At 69.6% G+C, this 15,062-nt stretch carries 15 protein-coding genes; 9 read left to right on the top strand and 6 right to left on the bottom strand.

Annotation, left to right across the window (positions count from 1 at the left end; genetic code table 11):
- Positions 1 to 621, bottom strand: coding sequence for an HdeD family acid-resistance protein (locus HFP15_RS05475; protein WP_168512080.1), 621 nt, complete (start codon positions 619 to 621; stop codon positions 1 to 3).
- A 116-nt stretch (positions 622 to 737) separates the two neighbouring features.
- On the opposite strand from HFP15_RS05475, the gene HFP15_RS05470 reads away from it, so the two are divergent.
- From HFP15_RS05470 to HFP15_RS05460, 3 genes are read left to right on the top strand one after another with little or no spacing between them, the layout of a single operon-like run.
- A complete protein-coding gene (locus tag HFP15_RS05470) occupies positions 738 to 1,190 on the top strand; it encodes an archease (RefSeq protein ID WP_210716729.1) in 453 nt (150 codons plus the stop codon).
- 24 nt (positions 1,191 to 1,214) lie between these two features.
- Positions 1,215 to 1,625, top strand: coding sequence for an SHOCT domain-containing protein (locus HFP15_RS05465; RefSeq protein ID WP_168512076.1), 411 nt, complete (start codon positions 1,215 to 1,217; stop codon positions 1,623 to 1,625).
- A gap of 4 nt (positions 1,626 to 1,629) precedes the next feature.
- Positions 1,630 to 2,169, top strand: a complete 540-nt coding sequence (locus HFP15_RS05460; protein WP_168512074.1) for a potassium channel family protein — start codon at positions 1,630 to 1,632, stop codon at positions 2,167 to 2,169.
- Positions 2,170 to 2,176: 7 nt separating this feature from the next.
- Here HFP15_RS05460 and HFP15_RS05455 read toward each other — a convergent pair whose 3' ends face one another.
- Together HFP15_RS05455 and HFP15_RS05450 are read right to left on the bottom strand one after the other, a co-directional pair.
- On the bottom strand, positions 2,177 to 2,638 hold the full coding sequence (locus tag HFP15_RS05455) for a hypothetical protein (RefSeq protein ID WP_168512071.1): 462 nt from the start codon (positions 2,636 to 2,638) through the stop codon (positions 2,177 to 2,179).
- Positions 2,635 to 3,057: a DUF7144 family membrane protein gene (locus HFP15_RS05450; RefSeq protein WP_168512069.1), complete on the bottom strand. Its 423-nt coding sequence runs from the start codon at positions 3,055 to 3,057 to the stop codon at positions 2,635 to 2,637. The genes HFP15_RS05455 and HFP15_RS05450 overlap by 4 nt, the downstream gene beginning before the upstream one ends.
- A gap of 149 nt (positions 3,058 to 3,206) precedes the next feature.
- Between HFP15_RS05450 and HFP15_RS05445 the strand changes: the two genes are divergently transcribed.
- The 6 genes from HFP15_RS05445 (at position 3,207) to HFP15_RS05420 (ending at position 10,983) form a co-directional block, all read left to right on the top strand.
- The gene (locus tag HFP15_RS05445; RefSeq protein ID WP_168512067.1) at positions 3,207 to 4,823 is read left to right on the top strand and encodes an MFS transporter; all 1,617 of its coding nucleotides are present in this window, start codon (positions 3,207 to 3,209) and stop codon (positions 4,821 to 4,823) included.
- A gap of 35 nt (positions 4,824 to 4,858) precedes the next feature.
- On the top strand, positions 4,859 to 5,980 hold the full coding sequence (locus HFP15_RS05440; RefSeq protein WP_376768851.1) for an AI-2E family transporter: 1,122 nt from the start codon (positions 4,859 to 4,861) through the stop codon (positions 5,978 to 5,980).
- Positions 5,981 to 6,161: 181 nt separating this feature from the next.
- On the top strand, positions 6,162 to 6,335 hold the full coding sequence (locus HFP15_RS05435; RefSeq protein ID WP_168512065.1) for a lipopolysaccharide assembly protein LapA domain-containing protein: 174 nt from the start codon (positions 6,162 to 6,164) through the stop codon (positions 6,333 to 6,335).
- Positions 6,336 to 6,480: 145 nt separating this feature from the next.
- A complete protein-coding gene (locus tag HFP15_RS05430) occupies positions 6,481 to 6,798 on the top strand; it encodes a carboxymuconolactone decarboxylase family protein (protein ID WP_168512063.1) in 318 nt (105 codons plus the stop codon).
- A 214-nt stretch (positions 6,799 to 7,012) separates the two neighbouring features.
- The gene (locus HFP15_RS05425; protein ID WP_168512061.1) at positions 7,013 to 8,020 is read left to right on the top strand and encodes a hypothetical protein; all 1,008 of its coding nucleotides are present in this window, start codon (positions 7,013 to 7,015) and stop codon (positions 8,018 to 8,020) included.
- The gene (locus HFP15_RS05420; RefSeq protein ID WP_210716728.1) at positions 8,014 to 10,983 is read left to right on the top strand and encodes an FtsW/RodA/SpoVE family cell cycle protein; all 2,970 of its coding nucleotides are present in this window, start codon (positions 8,014 to 8,016) and stop codon (positions 10,981 to 10,983) included. Before HFP15_RS05425 ends, HFP15_RS05420 begins: the two co-directional genes overlap by 7 nt.
- A 9-nt stretch (positions 10,984 to 10,992) precedes the next feature.
- On the opposite strand, the gene HFP15_RS05415 is transcribed toward HFP15_RS05420, so the two are convergent.
- The 3 genes from HFP15_RS05415 to xsc all read right to left on the bottom strand — a co-directional run bounded on the left by HFP15_RS05415 (position 10,993) and on the right by xsc (position 14,970).
- On the bottom strand, positions 10,993 to 11,988 hold the full coding sequence (locus HFP15_RS05415) for a rod shape-determining protein (RefSeq protein WP_168512059.1): 996 nt from the start codon (positions 11,986 to 11,988) through the stop codon (positions 10,993 to 10,995).
- A 259-nt stretch (positions 11,989 to 12,247) separates the two neighbouring features.
- A complete protein-coding gene (locus HFP15_RS05410; RefSeq protein WP_168512057.1) occupies positions 12,248 to 13,240 on the bottom strand; it encodes a phosphotransacetylase in 993 nt (330 codons plus the stop codon).
- The gene (xsc, locus tag HFP15_RS05405; RefSeq protein WP_210716727.1) at positions 13,237 to 14,970 is read right to left on the bottom strand and encodes a sulfoacetaldehyde acetyltransferase; all 1,734 of its coding nucleotides are present in this window, start codon (positions 14,968 to 14,970) and stop codon (positions 13,237 to 13,239) included. The genes HFP15_RS05410 and xsc overlap by 4 nt, the downstream gene beginning before the upstream one ends.
- Between the last annotated feature and the right edge of the window lie 92 nt (positions 14,971 to 15,062).

The following is a 15,062-nucleotide window of genomic DNA, read 5'->3' as shown; positions in this document are numbered from 1 at the left end:
TCACGCGTGCCGAGCCCGAGGGTGCGGGGCGCCGACACGCGCATCGGAACGCAGCTCGCGCCTGGCGGCGACACCCCAGCCGACCACTCCCGCTCCCGATATCAGCAGTTCGAGCCCGAGCAGCCAGACGAGCACCGTCAGCGAGACCGACGGGTAGGCCAGCAGCACGACACCCGCGATCGCGGTGACGGCCCCGGCCCCGGCGGCCCAGGCGCGTCCGGGCATGCTGCGCGACGCGAGCGCGTGGACGAGCCCGATCACGCCGCCGATGACCCAGAACAGGCCGAGCAGCACCGTCAGCACGGTCATGGTCTGGAACGGATGGCGCAGCACGAGAATGCCTACCCCGAGTGACAACACGCCGCTGAACGCGAGCAGCACCCGGGTACCGCTCGTCCTCTCGTCGCCCGCGATCGCGGACACCAGCCCGTACACGCCGTTGATCAACGCGAAGATGCCGAAAACCACCGCGATCACCTTCACCGTGGCGTGGGGCCACACGAGGATCGCGACTCCGGCGATGAGGGCGAGCACACCCATCGTCAGCACACTTCCCGGTGAGCGGGTCAGCCGGCCCGCGACGTCGGACGGGTCACGCCCGTCGGTCCTGCTCTCCATCATGATCGCGACCTCCATTCGGTCTTGCCGTCGCTGTGGAGGCTCCCGTGTTCGCGGTGCGCAGAACTCACCCGGTTCGGGTGGTGCCGCACGATCGCCGCCACACGCACGCTCGCACCGTGAATGCACGCACCAGCGCCGTAGCCGCCCCGGGCCGCCCTGCGCCGCGGCCTCCGCGAGCCGTGCATGCCGGGGACCTGCGTCTGGAGGCGTGGGCGCACACACGCGAGGCCTGCATCGCGGAGGCCGCGAGCGCACTCGCCGGCAGCTTCGCCGGGCCCGGACCGCTCATGCCGGAGGGCGTCACCAGCTTCGAGGTATCGGCCGTGACGGACGAGGAGTTGCTCAGGGCCGTCCTGCTGCGAGTGATCGAGGGCATCCTGGTCGGGGGTCGGGTGCCGGTGTGGATCGAGGCGACGGCGACTCACACAGGGCTGCGGATGCGGTGTGGGACTGCGGAAACGGCGCAGATCGTGCGCGTGGGCGCAGTCCCACGAAGCGTGGCACCACAGGGAATCCGCTGTGAGCGCACGCCCGTCGGGTGGCGCTGCCGCGCACGAATAGATGTCTGAACGGCAGGATGGACTGGAGGAGTCATGGTCCTGGCACAGGGAAACTACCCATTCCTTGATCTCATGTGGACGATGCTGGTGTTCTTCGCGTGGGTGATCTGGTTCTGGCTGCTCATCATGATCTTCGGCGACCTGTTCCGGCGCGACATCTCGGGCTGGGCCAAGGCGGGGTGGACGGTGTTGGTGATCGTGCTCCCGTTCATCGGTGTGCTGGTCTATCTGATCACCCAGGGCAAGCACATGGCCGAGCGCAGGCAGGCCGAGGCTCGTGCGACGCAGAGCCAGTTCGACGACTATGTCCGCTCGGTGGCGACCACGAGCGACGGCGGCGGAGCCTCGGACCAGATCGAGAAGGCCAAGCGGCTGCTCGACGAGGGAGCGATCAACGACGAGGAATACCACTCGCTCAAGAAAAAGGCACTGGCATCCCGATGAGGGCATGACTTCGGGCCCGTCGCAGGAACTCCGCCCGCGCCGTCGGCGCGTGCGGTTTCTCCTGCTGGGCGTGGTGCGTCCGCTGCTGACCGTCGCGCTGCTCGTCGCCGCCTACTACGTGCTTCCGGTGGGGCAACGGCTCGACGGCGGCGGTATGGCGTTGCTGATCGGCGGTCTCGCACTGGTGGCGTTGCTGGTGGTGTGGGAGGTCCGGAACATCTTGCGGTCGACGTACCCGTTGTTGCAGGGGGTGCAGGCGCTCGCGCTGGTGGTTCCGTTGTTCCTGCTGGTTTTCGCGGACGTGTACCACGTTCTGGCGGTCACCCAGCCCGGCAGTTTCACGGCGGTGCTGACCAAGACCGACGCGCTGTACTTCGTCGTGACCGTGTTCGCCACGGTCGGTTTCGGCGATATCGCGGCGGTCACGGCCACCGCGCGGATCCTGGTCACCCTGCAGATGGTCGGCGATCTCATCGTGGTCGGACTGGTCCTGCGGGTCATCGTGACCGCGGTGCAACGGAGAAGAGACCAAGGACGATCCTGACCTGTGATCACGCGACCGTCAGGGCGGTGACTCCCCTGGCCAGCGCGAGGATCCCGGTCCACAGGGCCAAGGCGCTCGCGGCATGCGCCGGTGTCTCCCCGGCCCAGGAACCGACCTCGACCTCGATCAGACCACCGAGGACGAACAACCCCCACATCCGATCCCATCTGGCGCGCGTCGGTGCCAGCGCGATATCGGCACATCCCTTCGCGACCAGCAACCACGGAACGGCCAGGGACAACCAGAGGAAGGCCAGGCCGGGCAAGGTCAGCGCGACCAGGCCGCCGGCCATCGCGCAGGCGGCCACGAGCACGTGCGCGGGGCCACGTTGCCGGAGGGAAAGATGATCGAATGCGACCGCGCAGAGCAGGGCGGCGGCGGTGAGTGTCACCAGCTGCACCGACGGGAACTGGATCGCCAGCATTCCGCCGGCGAGCCAGCACGCCCCGAGCAGGCCCTGCCGCCTCATGCCGGGCCTGGTTCGCGGCTGTGCACCACGACCGACCAGATGATCAGGACGTCGAGTGCGATGACGATCGTGGACCACAGTGGATAGGCGGACAGGAACACCAGCTGCCCGAGTGCGTTGAATCCCGCCAGAAGGACGATCACGATGCGGGCCCACGTCGCGCCGAGGAAAAGCGCCACGCCGGCGAGCAGGACGAGCGTGCCGATGATGACGTGCACCCAGCCCCAACCGGTCAGGTCGAGGACCAAAGGACCGTCCGGCCCCACCAAGTAGAAGGTGCTTTCGGTGAGCGCCACGATTCCGAGCATCAGGTTGACCAGCGCCACCAACACGACGAGCGCACCACTGAACCGCAACCACGCGGCCCGTTCCGCGGCCGCGGCGTTCCCAGAGCCCTGTGCCGAGATGTCTCCGCTCATTCTCACCTGCCCGAGTTGCCTGATGACCACGTGTCCCGAGCGTGGGTGGACCGACGGTTCGGGCGCCTCGCCCGATTTTGAGGAGCCGGGCCCCTTCTCGCCCGCGCGGGGTGAGCGCGCGCGACGGATGCCGGATTAGCTTCACGGGGATGGAGACGACGGCCATGGCGGCGAAGCGGCGCGGCGGCACCGTGTTACTGACCCTGGCCGCCGGTCAGTTCCTGATGACGCTCGACACGTCGGTCATGAACGTCTCCATCGCGAGTGTCGCCCAGGACGTCGGCACCTCCGTGACCGGCATCCAGACCGCCATCACGCTCTACACGCTCGTGATGGCGATGTTCATGGTGACCGGCGGGAAGATCGGCGCGATCGTGGGCAGGCGCCGTGCCTTCGCGATCGGCTGCGTCGTCTATGGCTGCGGTTCGCTCACGACCTCGCTGTCACCGAGTCTCGGAGTGCTGATCATCGGCTGGTCGGTACTCGAGGGCTTGGGCGCGGTGCTCATCATGCCGGCGATCGTGGCACTGGTCGCCTCGAACTTCGGTCGCGCCGAGCGCCCCCGTGCGTACGGGCTGGTGGCTTCCGCCGGCGCGATGGCGGTCGCGATCGGGCCGCTCGTGGGCGGACTGGTCACGACGTACTTCTCGTGGCGATGGGTCTTCGCGGGTGAAGTCGTGCTCGTGGCCGGCATACTCGCGTTGGCCCGCCGCGTCTCGGAGACACCGGTTACCACCCGTCCGCGCGTTGACCTCGCAGGCGCGGTGCTTTCGGCCGCAGGGCTGGGCATGCTCGTGTCCGGAGTGCTCGCGTCCGGTACCTGGGGCTGGGTCCAGCCCAAACCGGAGGCACCCGCGCTGCTGGGACTTTCCCCGGTGGTGTGGCTGATCCTCGCCGGCGGCGTCGTGCTGCGCCTGTTCCTCGGATGGGAGCGGCATATGCTCGCACGCGATCGTGAGCCTCTCGTCGATCCGGGGATGCTGGGCAACCGCCAGCTGACCGGTGGGCTGACGGTGTTCTCCTTCCAGTTCCTGATCCAGGCAGGCCTGTTCTTCATCGTGCCGCTGTTCCTGTCGATCTCGCTGGGGCTGTCGACACTGGCGACCGGTGTCCGGTTGCTTCCCCTGTCCGTCACGTTGCTTCTCGCGGCGATGGGGATTCCCCGCTTCTGGCCGCACATCTCGCCTCGCCGGGTGGTCCAAGCCGGGCTGATGACCCTCTTCGTCTCGCTCGTGGTGTTCCTCGCCGCACTCGATGCCGGGGCAGGGCCGGAGGTCACGACCGTGCCCATGCTGCTGGCCGGGCTCGGCATCGGGGCGCTGGCATCGCAGCTGGGCGCGGTGACGGTGTCCGCGGTGCCCGACGAGCGGACGAGCGAGGTGGGCGGGTTGCAGAACACCGCGACCAATCTGGGAGCGTCATTCGGTACGGCTCTCGCGGGCTCGGTGCTCATCGCCGCGCTGACGACGTCGTTCCTCAACGGGGTCGTGGACAATCCCGCGGTGCCTGCGCAGGTGAGTGAGCAGTCGCAGGTCCAGCTCGCCAGCGGCGCTCCGTTCATCTCGGATGCCCAGTTGCGTGACCGGCTGGCGCAGGCGGGGCTGCCTGAGGCCACGGCACAGGCCATCGTGAGCGCGAACTCGCAGGCCCGGATCCAGGGGTTGCGCGCGAGCCTGGCGACGCTCGCGGCGGCGGCGGCCGCGGCGCTGTTCTTCACGCGCCGCATCCCCCGCACACAGCCCGCTGATCTCACCCGGCGAGGGTGATCGCTGCCGGCCTGGGCCGCCGCTAGCTTCTTCGCGTGCGAAACGACGGTCTGCCGCCCGGCGGAGCGGCGCAACCGCCGGTCGGTATGCCACGTGCGTTGGTGATGCTGCTGGGGGCAGCCGCGGGCGTGGTCGTGGCGGGCGGGGTCCGCGCCGTCGCGTGGCTCGTGGGCCCGATCTTGATGGCACTGGTCATCGTCATCGCCGTACACCCCGTGCGATCGTGGTTGCGCGGCAAGGGGTTTCCTTCGTGGCTGACGACCGTCGTTCTGGTGATACTCGTCTATGGAATCATGCTCGTGCTGACGATGGGCATCGTCGTGTCGGTCGCCCGGCTGGCAGGGTTGTTGCCGCAGTACCAGGACAGAGCGAACGAGCTGGCCGCCTCGGCGTCGAACCTTCTGTCGAGTTTCGGCGTCGGGCCGGAGCAGTTGAAGACCGTCGCCGGATCTCTCGATATCGGCAAGCTGACCGGGCTGCTGGTGAGCTTGCTGGGCGCGGTGGCGGGGCTGGTGTCCAACCTCGCGTTCCTGTTGGCACTGTTGCTGTTCTTGAGCGTCGAGTCCGGTGGGGTCGGGGAGCGCCTCGGGGTCATCGCCACGGACCGGCCCGCCCTCGCCGTCGCGCTGTCCCGGTTCGCTCACGGCACGCGGCGCTATCTCGTCGTGACGACCGTCTTCGGGCTGATCGTCGCGGTTCTCGACGCGATCGCGCTCGTGATCATCGGTGTGCCGCTGGCGTTCACGTGGGGATTGCTTTCGTTCATCACCAACTACATCCCCAACATCGGCTTCCTTATCGGGCTGGCACCGCCGGCATTGCTGGGGCTGTTCATCGGGGGGCCGCGAGAGCTTGTCCTCATCATCGTGATCTACGGAGTGCTGAATTTCGTGCTGCAGTCGCTGATCCAGCCGCGGTTCGTCGGAGACGCGGTCGGCCTGTCGGCGACGGTGACCTTCGTGGCGCTGGTTTTCTGGGCCTGGCTGCTCGGCCCCCTCGGTGCGATTCTCGCGATCCCGGTGACCGTTCTCGGCAAGGCACTACTTGTGGATATCGACCCGAAGGCGAGATGGGCGGACGCGTTGTTGCGCGCCCCGGCCTCTCCCCGCAGGGGCCTCCGGTCGGGGCGGCGAGCCACGATCAAACAGGGCCGGTGAGTCGCCGGTCTGAGCGCTCACCTCCGCAGGGCGAAGTCACGGCGGACAAGTCGGCAGATCCTGGAACCGGAACGCGTGGACGGCGACGAGAGGGGTTGTCATGAGTGCTTCCGATCCGCGAGGCGCCACGGTCACTCGCAGGCGGTTCCGGCTTGGGCCGGGCCAAATCGTCGGACTCGTTGTGGTCGTTCTGGCGATCATCTTCATCGTGCAGAACCGGACCGAGGTCAAGGTCAACTTGTTCACCGCGACCTTGACCGCCCCGTTATGGCTGCTCCTGACGATCATGACCGCTGTCGGCGTGGTGGTGGGCGTCCTCCTCCGGTGGCGTACCGGCAAGACCCGGCGGGGCTGAACGACGATCCCGCTCGGCCCACCGGGCTCGGGATCGGTCATCAACCCGGGCACGGATTCATCTTCGCCGGGCGATGCCTGCTCGGTCGCCACGTCGGACAGTTCACGGCGCCCACGCCCGCGGATACACACTCAAGGAGGTCATGATGGCCAAAGGAGACGCGCCCGTACTGGAAGCGCTCACGGATCTCAACGCGGTTTCCGTGGCGCGCACGGGACTGGACCCGGCGTCGCTCGTCCTCGTCCGGCTGGCCGCGCTGATCGCCGTGGACGCGCCGCCTGCGTCCTACCTGGCGCACGTCGGACCCGCTACCGAGAGCGGCGTGACGCTCGAGCAGGTCCAGGACGTGCTCGTCGCCGTGGCGCCGATCGTGGGCACGCCGCACACATTCTCGGCCGCGCGGAACATCGTCGAGGCTCTGGGCTTCGCGATCGAGCTCGCCGAGGCTGACGCCGGCACCTGACCGCGGCGCGGAACAGCCGGAGACGACGGCCGAACCACGCGCATTGCCCGCGTAGCAGGAGCTACGCGGGCTACTGCTGGTGTCATCAAGGGATTGTCGCCGTTGCCAATCGCCGGAACTCCATAACGATCGCACGTACGGGGCTTGTCTTGGCTCCGTTCGCGACGAAACCTGGAAGAGCGCTGAGGGCGGGACGCGGGCGGAAGTTGCGGCGATGGTTGAACTGGCAGGGATCGCGAACGCGGTCGCACGTATTCGGCTGAGCGACCTGCTCCGGATCACGAACCTGACCGCCGCCCAGGCACGCATTCTCGCCTGGCAGGTCGCCGGGGCCGCGGCCACTGACGGCTCGCGCACGGTCGACCTCGATTCGGTGTGGGTGGACCGGTACGGCGACGTCGTGATCAGCGGCCGTGAAGACCGAGCCGCGCTCGCCGCGGTCCTCGGTGCGCTGGCCACGGAAGCGGAGCGCGACGAACGGGACGACGGCTCGGTGCGCGCTGCCGCCGACGCCGCCGCGGCAGGAGCGGATCGCGGGACCATTTTGTCCATAGTGGACAAAGATCCGGAGCCGGAAAGGGTGTTGAAGGAAATCGCGGCGCTCGTCGAGGCCTCCGGTGGGCGGAGGCTTCAGCCGGCGGGGCGGCGCGGTCGTCCGACGCGAAGGCTGCGGGCACCAGCCCCGCGACCGGCCGCCCGCGCCGTGCTTCGCCCGCTATGGCGGGGCCTTGCCGCGCTGATCGTGCTGGGCGCCGCTGTGCTGCTCGAAGTCCTGTTGTTGCACGATCGTCTCGCCGGAGACCTGAAGCTGGTGTTCGGCGACCGCAACCCGCCCGCGTCCACCTCGGCACCCACCGCGCCAACGGGATTGCCCGCGGTGCCGCCGGCGCCGGCCGCGGCAGGCCAGGTCAGCCGCGTCGAACTCCGCGCCCTGCAGCCCTGCACCACCGGCGCGCCGTGTCCGGTGCGCGTTCTGGTGCAGTTGTCAGCCTCTCCGCGACCGGTCACGGTGAGCTGGGAGTTCCAGCTCGAGGATCGGTGCACGGGGGCGCGTGTCACGGCGCCCGGAAGCACCGTGACCGCCGGGGCCGGTGACACCGATCTGAGCGTGGTCGACCAGGTGCAGGTTCCCGCGGCCAAATCGGTCGCGATGTTCGGGGTGACCGGTGAACCGGCGCGCGCTTCCGCGTCGGCGCTGCAGGTGGGAGGGCCGACGTGCTGACGCTGTATCACGGCGGGCCGGGCGGTTCGTGGCGGCCGGACAGGCTCAGCCGCCGTCGCCGCCGTGCGCTCTCCTCGGGCCGGCGCAGGGGCCTGCCGCGGTGGCGTTCCTTCCGCCTGGCACCCGGCGCCTTCGATCTGCTGGCCGTGCTGGCGATGCTGGTGCTGATCGGCCTCGGCGTGCTGAACCTCTACGCCATCGGCGGGCGCTCACTGGCGGCGCACCAGCTGGCGATCGCGGCGGCGGGACTGCTAGCGCTGCTGCTGGTGTGGCGTCTGCGGGCTTCGGTTCTGGTCTATCTGGGCTGGGCGTGTTACGGCGTCGCGGTGCTGTTCCTGTGCGCGGTGCTGGTGATCGGGACCGAGGCGAACGGGGCGCAGCGATGGCTGGCTGTGGGGGCGTTCACGTTCCAGCCTTCCGAACTGGTCAAACTCGGGCTGCTCATCGTGCTGGCCTCCGTCGTCGGGTCGAGCAGGCCGGCGTGGCAGCGGTTCACGTTCGCGATCGTGCTCGCCGTGGTGCCGATCGGGCTGACGGTGCTCGAACCGGACCTTTCCACCGCCACACTCCTCGTCGCGATCACCGTCGCGATGCTGATCCTCGGCCGGGTCCCGGCCCGTTTCCTGGTGCCCTTGTTCGGCGGGGCCGCGGTAGTGGCGCCGCTGGCCATCGGCCTGCTCCGCCCGTACCAGCTGGAACGGCTCACGACATTCGTCTCGGCGAACCCGCAGAACGCCGGACCGGGATGGGCGGTGCTGCAGGCGCACATCGCGCTCGCCTCGGGCGGCTGGCTGGGGCAGCTGGGCAATCCGCAGCGGCAACTGCTCGCCCAGTACCTCCCGGACCGGGAGACCGACCTGGCCTTGTCCAGCCTGACCGAGCAGTGGGGGCTCGCCGCCGGTGCCCTGGCGGTACTGGCGGCGCTTGTCCTGGTGTGGCGGCTGGCGCTGGCCGCGCGGGTGCCGCGCAGCCGCGCCGGCGGTCTCGTCGCCGCCGGATTCGCGATGCTGCTGGGCGTGGAGGCCGTCGTGTCGCTGGGGGGCAATCTCGGCCTGCTTCCCGTCGCCGGTGTGCCCTTCCCGATGACCAGCTACGGCGGCACCGCGGTCGCCGTGCATCTGGTCGCGCTCGGGGTGGTGCTGAGTGTGCGCAGGGACGGCGCGCGACGGAGGTTGTGGTCGGCACCGGCCTGGCGATACGCGCGTCCCCGGCTCGCCCGCTTCGCCGCGCTCGGACTGACCGGGGTCCTGCTGCTGTTCACGGTCTACGCCTGGAATCTGCAGGAGAAGCAGGGGGACTCGCTGCGGCTGGCCGGCCAGGTGCAAATGACCCGCTGCCTGACGCTGCCTGCCGCGCGCGGCACCATCACCGACCGGCACGGCGCCCCGCTGGGCACCGGCGTCGACGCCGACACGGTCCTCGCCGTTCCCGCGTTGCTCCGTGCGCACTCCGACGACGTTCAGCGCGTGTCTCACCTGACCGGCGTCGCCCCGGACACGCTGCGTGCGGCACTGGACGCGGTGCCGGCCACCACCCTGTCCGTTCCGGTCGCCGACGTCGCTCGCGCCGTCGGTGACCAGATCGCAAGCGTGAACCTGCCCGGCGTCCTCGTCACACCGAAGCCCACTCGCCGCTATCCCGAGGGCGCCTCACTCGCCCCGCTGCTCGGTTTCGCCGGGATAGCGACACCGGAGGATCTGAAACGATGGCCCGGTTTGCGGGCTGACGAGATCGTCGGCCGGTCCGGGATCGAGCAGGCCTATGACGCCGTACTGCGCGGTGTCGACGGGCAGCAGTGTTTCGACGTGAATCCCGCAGGCGTACCGGTCGCGCAACGTCCGGCGCGGCCGGCCATCCCGGGTGCGAACCTGGCACTGTCACTCGACCTCGGGCTTCAGCGCCAGCTCACCGGTGCACTCGGTACCGCACTGGCCGCGGAACCGGCCGGCGGTATCGGCGGTGCGGTGATGATGGATCCCAGGACGGGTGCGGTCTTGGCGATGGCGAGCCTGCCCTCCTATGACGACAATCTCTACGGGCCGCCGGTGGACTCGACCGCGCTGCGCACTGCCGAGCAACTGCCCGGCCGGCCCATGCTCGAACACGCGACGCAGACCGCGGCACCGCCCGGCTCCACCTTCAAACTCGTGGTGGCCTCGGCCGACATGGCGCACCCCGTGCTCGGTCCCGCGACGGTGGTCCCGACCGGTGCGTCGTTCACGCTGGGCGGGCACACGTTCAACAACTGGAGCAACCTGCCGCCGCAGAATCTCGTGCAGGCCATCGCCTGGTCCAACGACGTCTACTTCTACAAACTCGCGAACTCCCTCGGCGCCGAGGCGCTGACCGGTACCGCTGCCCAGTTCGGGGTCGGCGCGCCGACCGGAATCGATCTTCCCGGCGAGAGCGGCGGATACCTGGGCACTCCGCAGACCGTCCAGCAGGTCGGGCAGACCTGGTACGCCGGCTCGACGGTGATCCTCGGTATCGGCCAGGGCTATCTGACCGTCACGCCGCTGCAGGACGCGCGCTGGACGGCCGCCGTCGCGACGGGGAAGCTGGTAACGCCGCAGCTCGGACTCGCGACCGGCACGGGTACTTACACGGCGTTGCCCGTGCAGGCTCCGGTGCCGTTGCCCTTCGCCGGCGCACTGGATCCGGTCCGGGCCGGGATGCGCGCGGCCGTCACCTCCGGTACGGCAGCCCGGCTGAACGCCCTGCCCGTTCCCGTCGGGGCGAAGACGGGGACGGCGGAGGACTCGTCGAGCGCGAACGGCGGCCTTGACGACTGGATGACCGCCGCCGCGCCGATGACCGCGCCCTCGATCGTCGCGACCGCGATGGTGCAGGGGCCGGGGGAGGGCGCCACCAGCGCCGGGCCGGTCGTGCAGCAGGTGCTGGCCTACTACTTCGCACACGAGCGGGACATCCTCGCGACGCCGCCGATCCAGCCGGGACGGTGAGAAGGTCGCTCACCAGCCGCGGAAGGACTCGAGCAGCGACTGGTTGCGCAATGCGCTCGCAGCCCCCTCGGCGACGCAGGTGAGCGGACGTTCGGCCGGTTTCACCGAGAAACCCAGGGCCTCGTCCAGCCGTTCGTGGAACCCGCGGAGCAGGGAACCGCCGCCGAAAGCCAGCAGGCCCTCGGCGAGTACGTCACCGACGCTCTGCGGCGGCAGATCGTCCATGCACGAGGCCAGGGTCTGCACGATCGCGTCGGTCACCGGGCGCACCGCTTCCTGAATTTCCTCGATCGACGCCGTGACCAGCTTCGGCCGTCCGGTGGCGGCGTCCCGGCCCGCGACGGCGATGGTCGGGCCTTCCGCCGTGCCGCACCGGATCTTGATGTCCTCCGCGTCGATCTCACCGACCAGGATGCCGTGCCGCTCGCGGAGGTGGTGGTACACCGCCAAGGTCATTTCGTCGCCCGCGATCCGGGAGGACCGGTGCGCCAGCACCTCGCCGAAACAGAACGCCGTCACCTCGGCCGTACCGCCGCCGACGTCGACGACGAGATGCGTGCGACGGTCGAGCGGGTCCACCCCGCAGCCGATCGCCCCCGCGATCGGCTCGGCCAGCAGAACGGGCCGGTGCAGGCCCGCTTCCTCGGCGGCTTCCAGCAGAGCCCGGCGTTCGAGCGGGGTCGCGCCGAGCGGCACGCCGATCACCGCGGTCGTTCTGATCCGCTGCCACCGGTGCGGTGCGAGTTTGCGCAGGACCGCGCGGATGAACGCCTGCGCCGTGTCCAGGTCGGTGATGACGCCGTCGTGCAGGGGGCGCATCGCGGTGACCTCGGCCGAGGTCCGTCCGACGAGGTCGCGCGCATCGTGCCCGATCGCGGCGACTTTCACCCGCCGCCCCCGGGAAGCGCGCAACAGCATGACCGATGGCTCTTCCAGGACCAGCTCGCTGCGCCCTGTGCAGACCACGGTGTTGGAGTTGCCGAGATCGATCCCCAACGCACCCATACCCGGCCTCCTGCCCGAATCGGATATGGCACCCAACGATCAGCCTGCTCCGATGGTAAGCCACCATGGGGTGATCTCGCGGGGAAAAGGCTTCGTGGCAACGGAAACGATACGATCGCGTCGCGGTTCGACGACCGCTCTGGACGTCCTTGGGGCGCGGACGGCCGCCGGAATCAGCCACGTGTCGAGATCCACAGTGGACGATCCTCGGCGCGGGCGGCCAGATCAGGTTCAATCCGGTGATCGCGACGTGGACAAGTCACGCTCTTCCCAGCGACTGCACCCCGCTGATCAAGGCCATCAGCTCGATGTCGCGGCTGTCGCAGCCGCGCGAGAGGTCGTTCACCGGCGCGGCCAGGCCTTGCAGGATGGGGCCCAGCGCGGTCGCGCCGCCGAGCCGTTCGGCGATCTTGTAACCGATGTTGCCGGCGTCGAGGTTGGGGAAGACGAGGACGTTCGCGCGCCCGGCCACCGGTGAGCCGGGTGCCTTCCGCTCCGCGACGGAGCCCACCAGCGCGGCGTCGAGCTGGAGTTCCCCGTCGACCGGGACGTCCGGCAGGCGGGCGCGCGCGAGCGCGGTCGCGGCGCGCACCTTGTCGACGTGCCGGTGCCGGGCGCTGGCGTGGGTGCTGAAGGACAGCATCGCGACGACGGGCTGCCGGGACGTGAGTGCCCGGTAGGTGCCCGCCGTGGCCACGGCGATGTCGGCCAGCTGTTCGGCGTCGGGGTCGGGCAACACGGCACAGTCGGCGAACCCCAGTACCCGGTCGGGCCCGATGATCAGGAACATGCTGCTCACGTGGCGCACCCCCGGCGCCGGCCCCACCACCCGGATCCCGGCGCGGAGGACGTCGGCGGTAGGCCGCGCGGCGCCGCCGACGCACGCGTGCACCAACCCGGCACGCAGTGCGGCCGCGGCGAGATGAAGCGGGTCGGACGGCGTGCCCTCGCCACGTACCGGGGACGCCAGTGCTTTCCGTACTCGCGGGTCCCTGCGGAGGCTGTCCGGATCGACCACGATCGACGCCGGTACCGCTTTCCCGCTGCCTGCTCGGCCGACCTCCTCCGGCCGGCCGAGCAGGCGCACCGCCAGTACGCCTTCCGCGTGCAGTCGAAGCGCCGCTTCGACCGCACGCGGGTCCTCACCGTCGGCGAGCAGGACGTGCGGGCAGGCGCCGGCGAGCCGGGCCCGCCACCTCTCGAGCAGGCCTGCTGTCCCGGTGGGTGCGTCGCGCAGGATCGGGTGTGTCATTCCGGCTTGGTGTTGAGGTGGGCGTACTTCGGCAGGTGGCGCCGCGCGTAGCGCATCGCGTCGCGGCGGAACGGGTCGCCCAGCTCCCGCGAGGTGTTGATCTGCACCACGCTCGGCCCTCCGGAGGCGAGTGCGTCCTTGATCGCGGGCTGCAGCTCGTCCTGTCCGGTGACGGTGCTCGCGTGGGCGCCCATCGCCCGCGCGACCTCGGCGAAGTCAGGGTTGTCCAAATTGGACCCGACATAACGGTCGCCGAACCAGATCACCTGGTTCTTCTTCTCCGCGCCCCACTGCTTGTTGTTCCAGACGATGGCGATCACCGGGATGTCCTCGCGCACGGCGGTCATCACCTCGGCCAGGCTCATGCCCCAGGCCCCGTCGCCGACGTAGGCGAACACCGGGCGTCCGGGTGCGGCGAGCTTGGCGCCCAGCGCCGTGGGGTAGGCGTAGCCACAGTTTCCGAACGTCATCGCGCCGAGGAAGCTGCGTGGCCGGTCGAAGTGCAGGTACGAGTTCGAGACCGAGCAGATGTTGCCGATGTCGGTCGAGACGATCGCGTCATCGGGCAGCACGTCGCGCAGCAGTGCGAGCGCGCGACGTGGGCGCAGTGCGTCGCCGCGCTGCACGCTCCATTCGTCCAGTTCGGCCGCCCAGGCCGCCTTCTCCTGATTGATCTCGGCCAGCCGCGCCTCGTCCGGCGCGCGTTCACCGTGCTCGCCTTCCAGCAGCCGGACCAGTTCGGCGGCGGCGGCCCTGGCGTCGCCGGCGATGCCCAGCCGCACCCGCTTGGTCAGGCCCAGCCGCCGGTGGTCGGCGTCGATCTGGATGATCTCCGCGTCTCCGGGCCAGTAGTCGAGGCCGTGCTGGGGCAGCGTGCCGAAAGGATTGAGCCTGCACCCGAGCGCCAGCACCACATCCGCTTGGGCGATCAGGCGCATCGCCGCCTTCGAGCCCTGGTAGCCCAGCGGCCCGACCGCCAGCCGGTGGTGGCTGGGGAACGAGTCGTTGTGCAGGTAGGAGTTCGCCACTGGTGCGGTGAGGTAGGTGGCGAGCCTGGCCGTCTCGTCCACGCCCTCCGCGGCCACCACGCCGCCGCCCGCCACGATCACCGGCCGGCGCGCAGTGGCCAGCAGCCGGGCGGCTTCGCGGAGTTGCTCGCCGTCGCCGGGACCGCGACGGAGGTCGCTCGACGGGTAGATGTCGTAGTCGCCCTCGCCGTAGAAGTAGTCACGCGGAATGTCGATCTGGACCGGACCTTGCTCCGCCTTGGCAAGGTAGAACGCGCGCCGCACGAGCTCGGACATCCGGTCCGGGCGGTTCACCTGAACCTGCCACTTGGTGATCTTCGAGAAGATGGCCAGTTGCTCGGTCTCCTGGAAGCCTTCCAGTCCGACGCCCGTCGATCCGGCCGACGGGGTCACCACGACCATCGGGGTGTGCGCGCCGTTCGCGGCGGCGACCGCGGTGACGAAGTTGGTGATGCCAGGTCCGTTCTGCGCGACGACCGCTGTCGGCCGTCCGGTGACCCGGGCATAGCCGTCGGCCATGTGCGCGGCGTTCTGCTCGTGCGCAACCGGGACGAACCGGATACCCGCGTCGGGGAACAGGTCGAGCGCGTCCATGAAAGCCGATCCCACGATGCCGGGGATCATGGTGACGCCCTCGGCCACGAGCTGCTCGACGAACGCTTCGCTTGCCGTCATCTTGGTGCGGCCACCATCAGTCGGCATCGTGCCCTCCAAGTAATTTCAATATGTGGCACTACATTCCATAACCGAAGCTAAGCCAGGTGGCGGACCGCTGTCAATCAACGCGCTAAACT

Source organism: Amycolatopsis acididurans (assembly GCF_012328925.1).
GTDB classification, from domain to species: domain Bacteria; phylum Actinomycetota; class Actinomycetes; order Mycobacteriales; family Pseudonocardiaceae; genus Amycolatopsis_E; species Amycolatopsis_E acididurans.
This window is presented reverse-complemented; position numbering and strand designations above follow the sequence as displayed.

Coding starts and splice junctions, on each gene's coding strand:
- HFP15_RS05475 (WP_168512080.1), bottom strand. CDS start 621: ATGATGGAGAGCAGGACCGACGGGCGTGACCCGTCCGACGTCGCGGGC.
- HFP15_RS05465 (WP_168512076.1), top strand. CDS start 1,215: ATGGTCCTGGCACAGGGAAACTACCCATTCCTTGATCTCATGTGGACG.
- HFP15_RS05460 (WP_168512074.1), top strand. CDS start 1,630: ATGACTTCGGGCCCGTCGCAGGAACTCCGCCCGCGCCGTCGGCGCGTG.
- HFP15_RS05455 (WP_168512071.1), bottom strand. CDS start 2,638: ATGAGGCGGCAGGGCCTGCTCGGGGCGTGCTGGCTCGCCGGCGGAATG.
- HFP15_RS05450 (WP_168512069.1), bottom strand. CDS start 3,057: ATGAGCGGAGACATCTCGGCACAGGGCTCTGGGAACGCCGCGGCCGCG.
- HFP15_RS05445 (WP_168512067.1), top strand. CDS start 3,207: ATGGAGACGACGGCCATGGCGGCGAAGCGGCGCGGCGGCACCGTGTTA.
- HFP15_RS05430 (WP_168512063.1), top strand. CDS start 6,481: ATGGCCAAAGGAGACGCGCCCGTACTGGAAGCGCTCACGGATCTCAAC.
- HFP15_RS05425 (WP_168512061.1), top strand. CDS start 7,013: ATGGTTGAACTGGCAGGGATCGCGAACGCGGTCGCACGTATTCGGCTG.
- HFP15_RS05415 (WP_168512059.1), bottom strand. CDS start 11,988: ATGGGTGCGTTGGGGATCGATCTCGGCAACTCCAACACCGTGGTCTGC.
- HFP15_RS05410 (WP_168512057.1), bottom strand. CDS start 13,240: ATGACACACCCGATCCTGCGCGACGCACCCACCGGGACAGCAGGCCTG.
- xsc (WP_210716727.1), bottom strand. CDS start 14,970: ATGCCGACTGATGGTGGCCGCACCAAGATGACGGCAAGCGAAGCGTTC.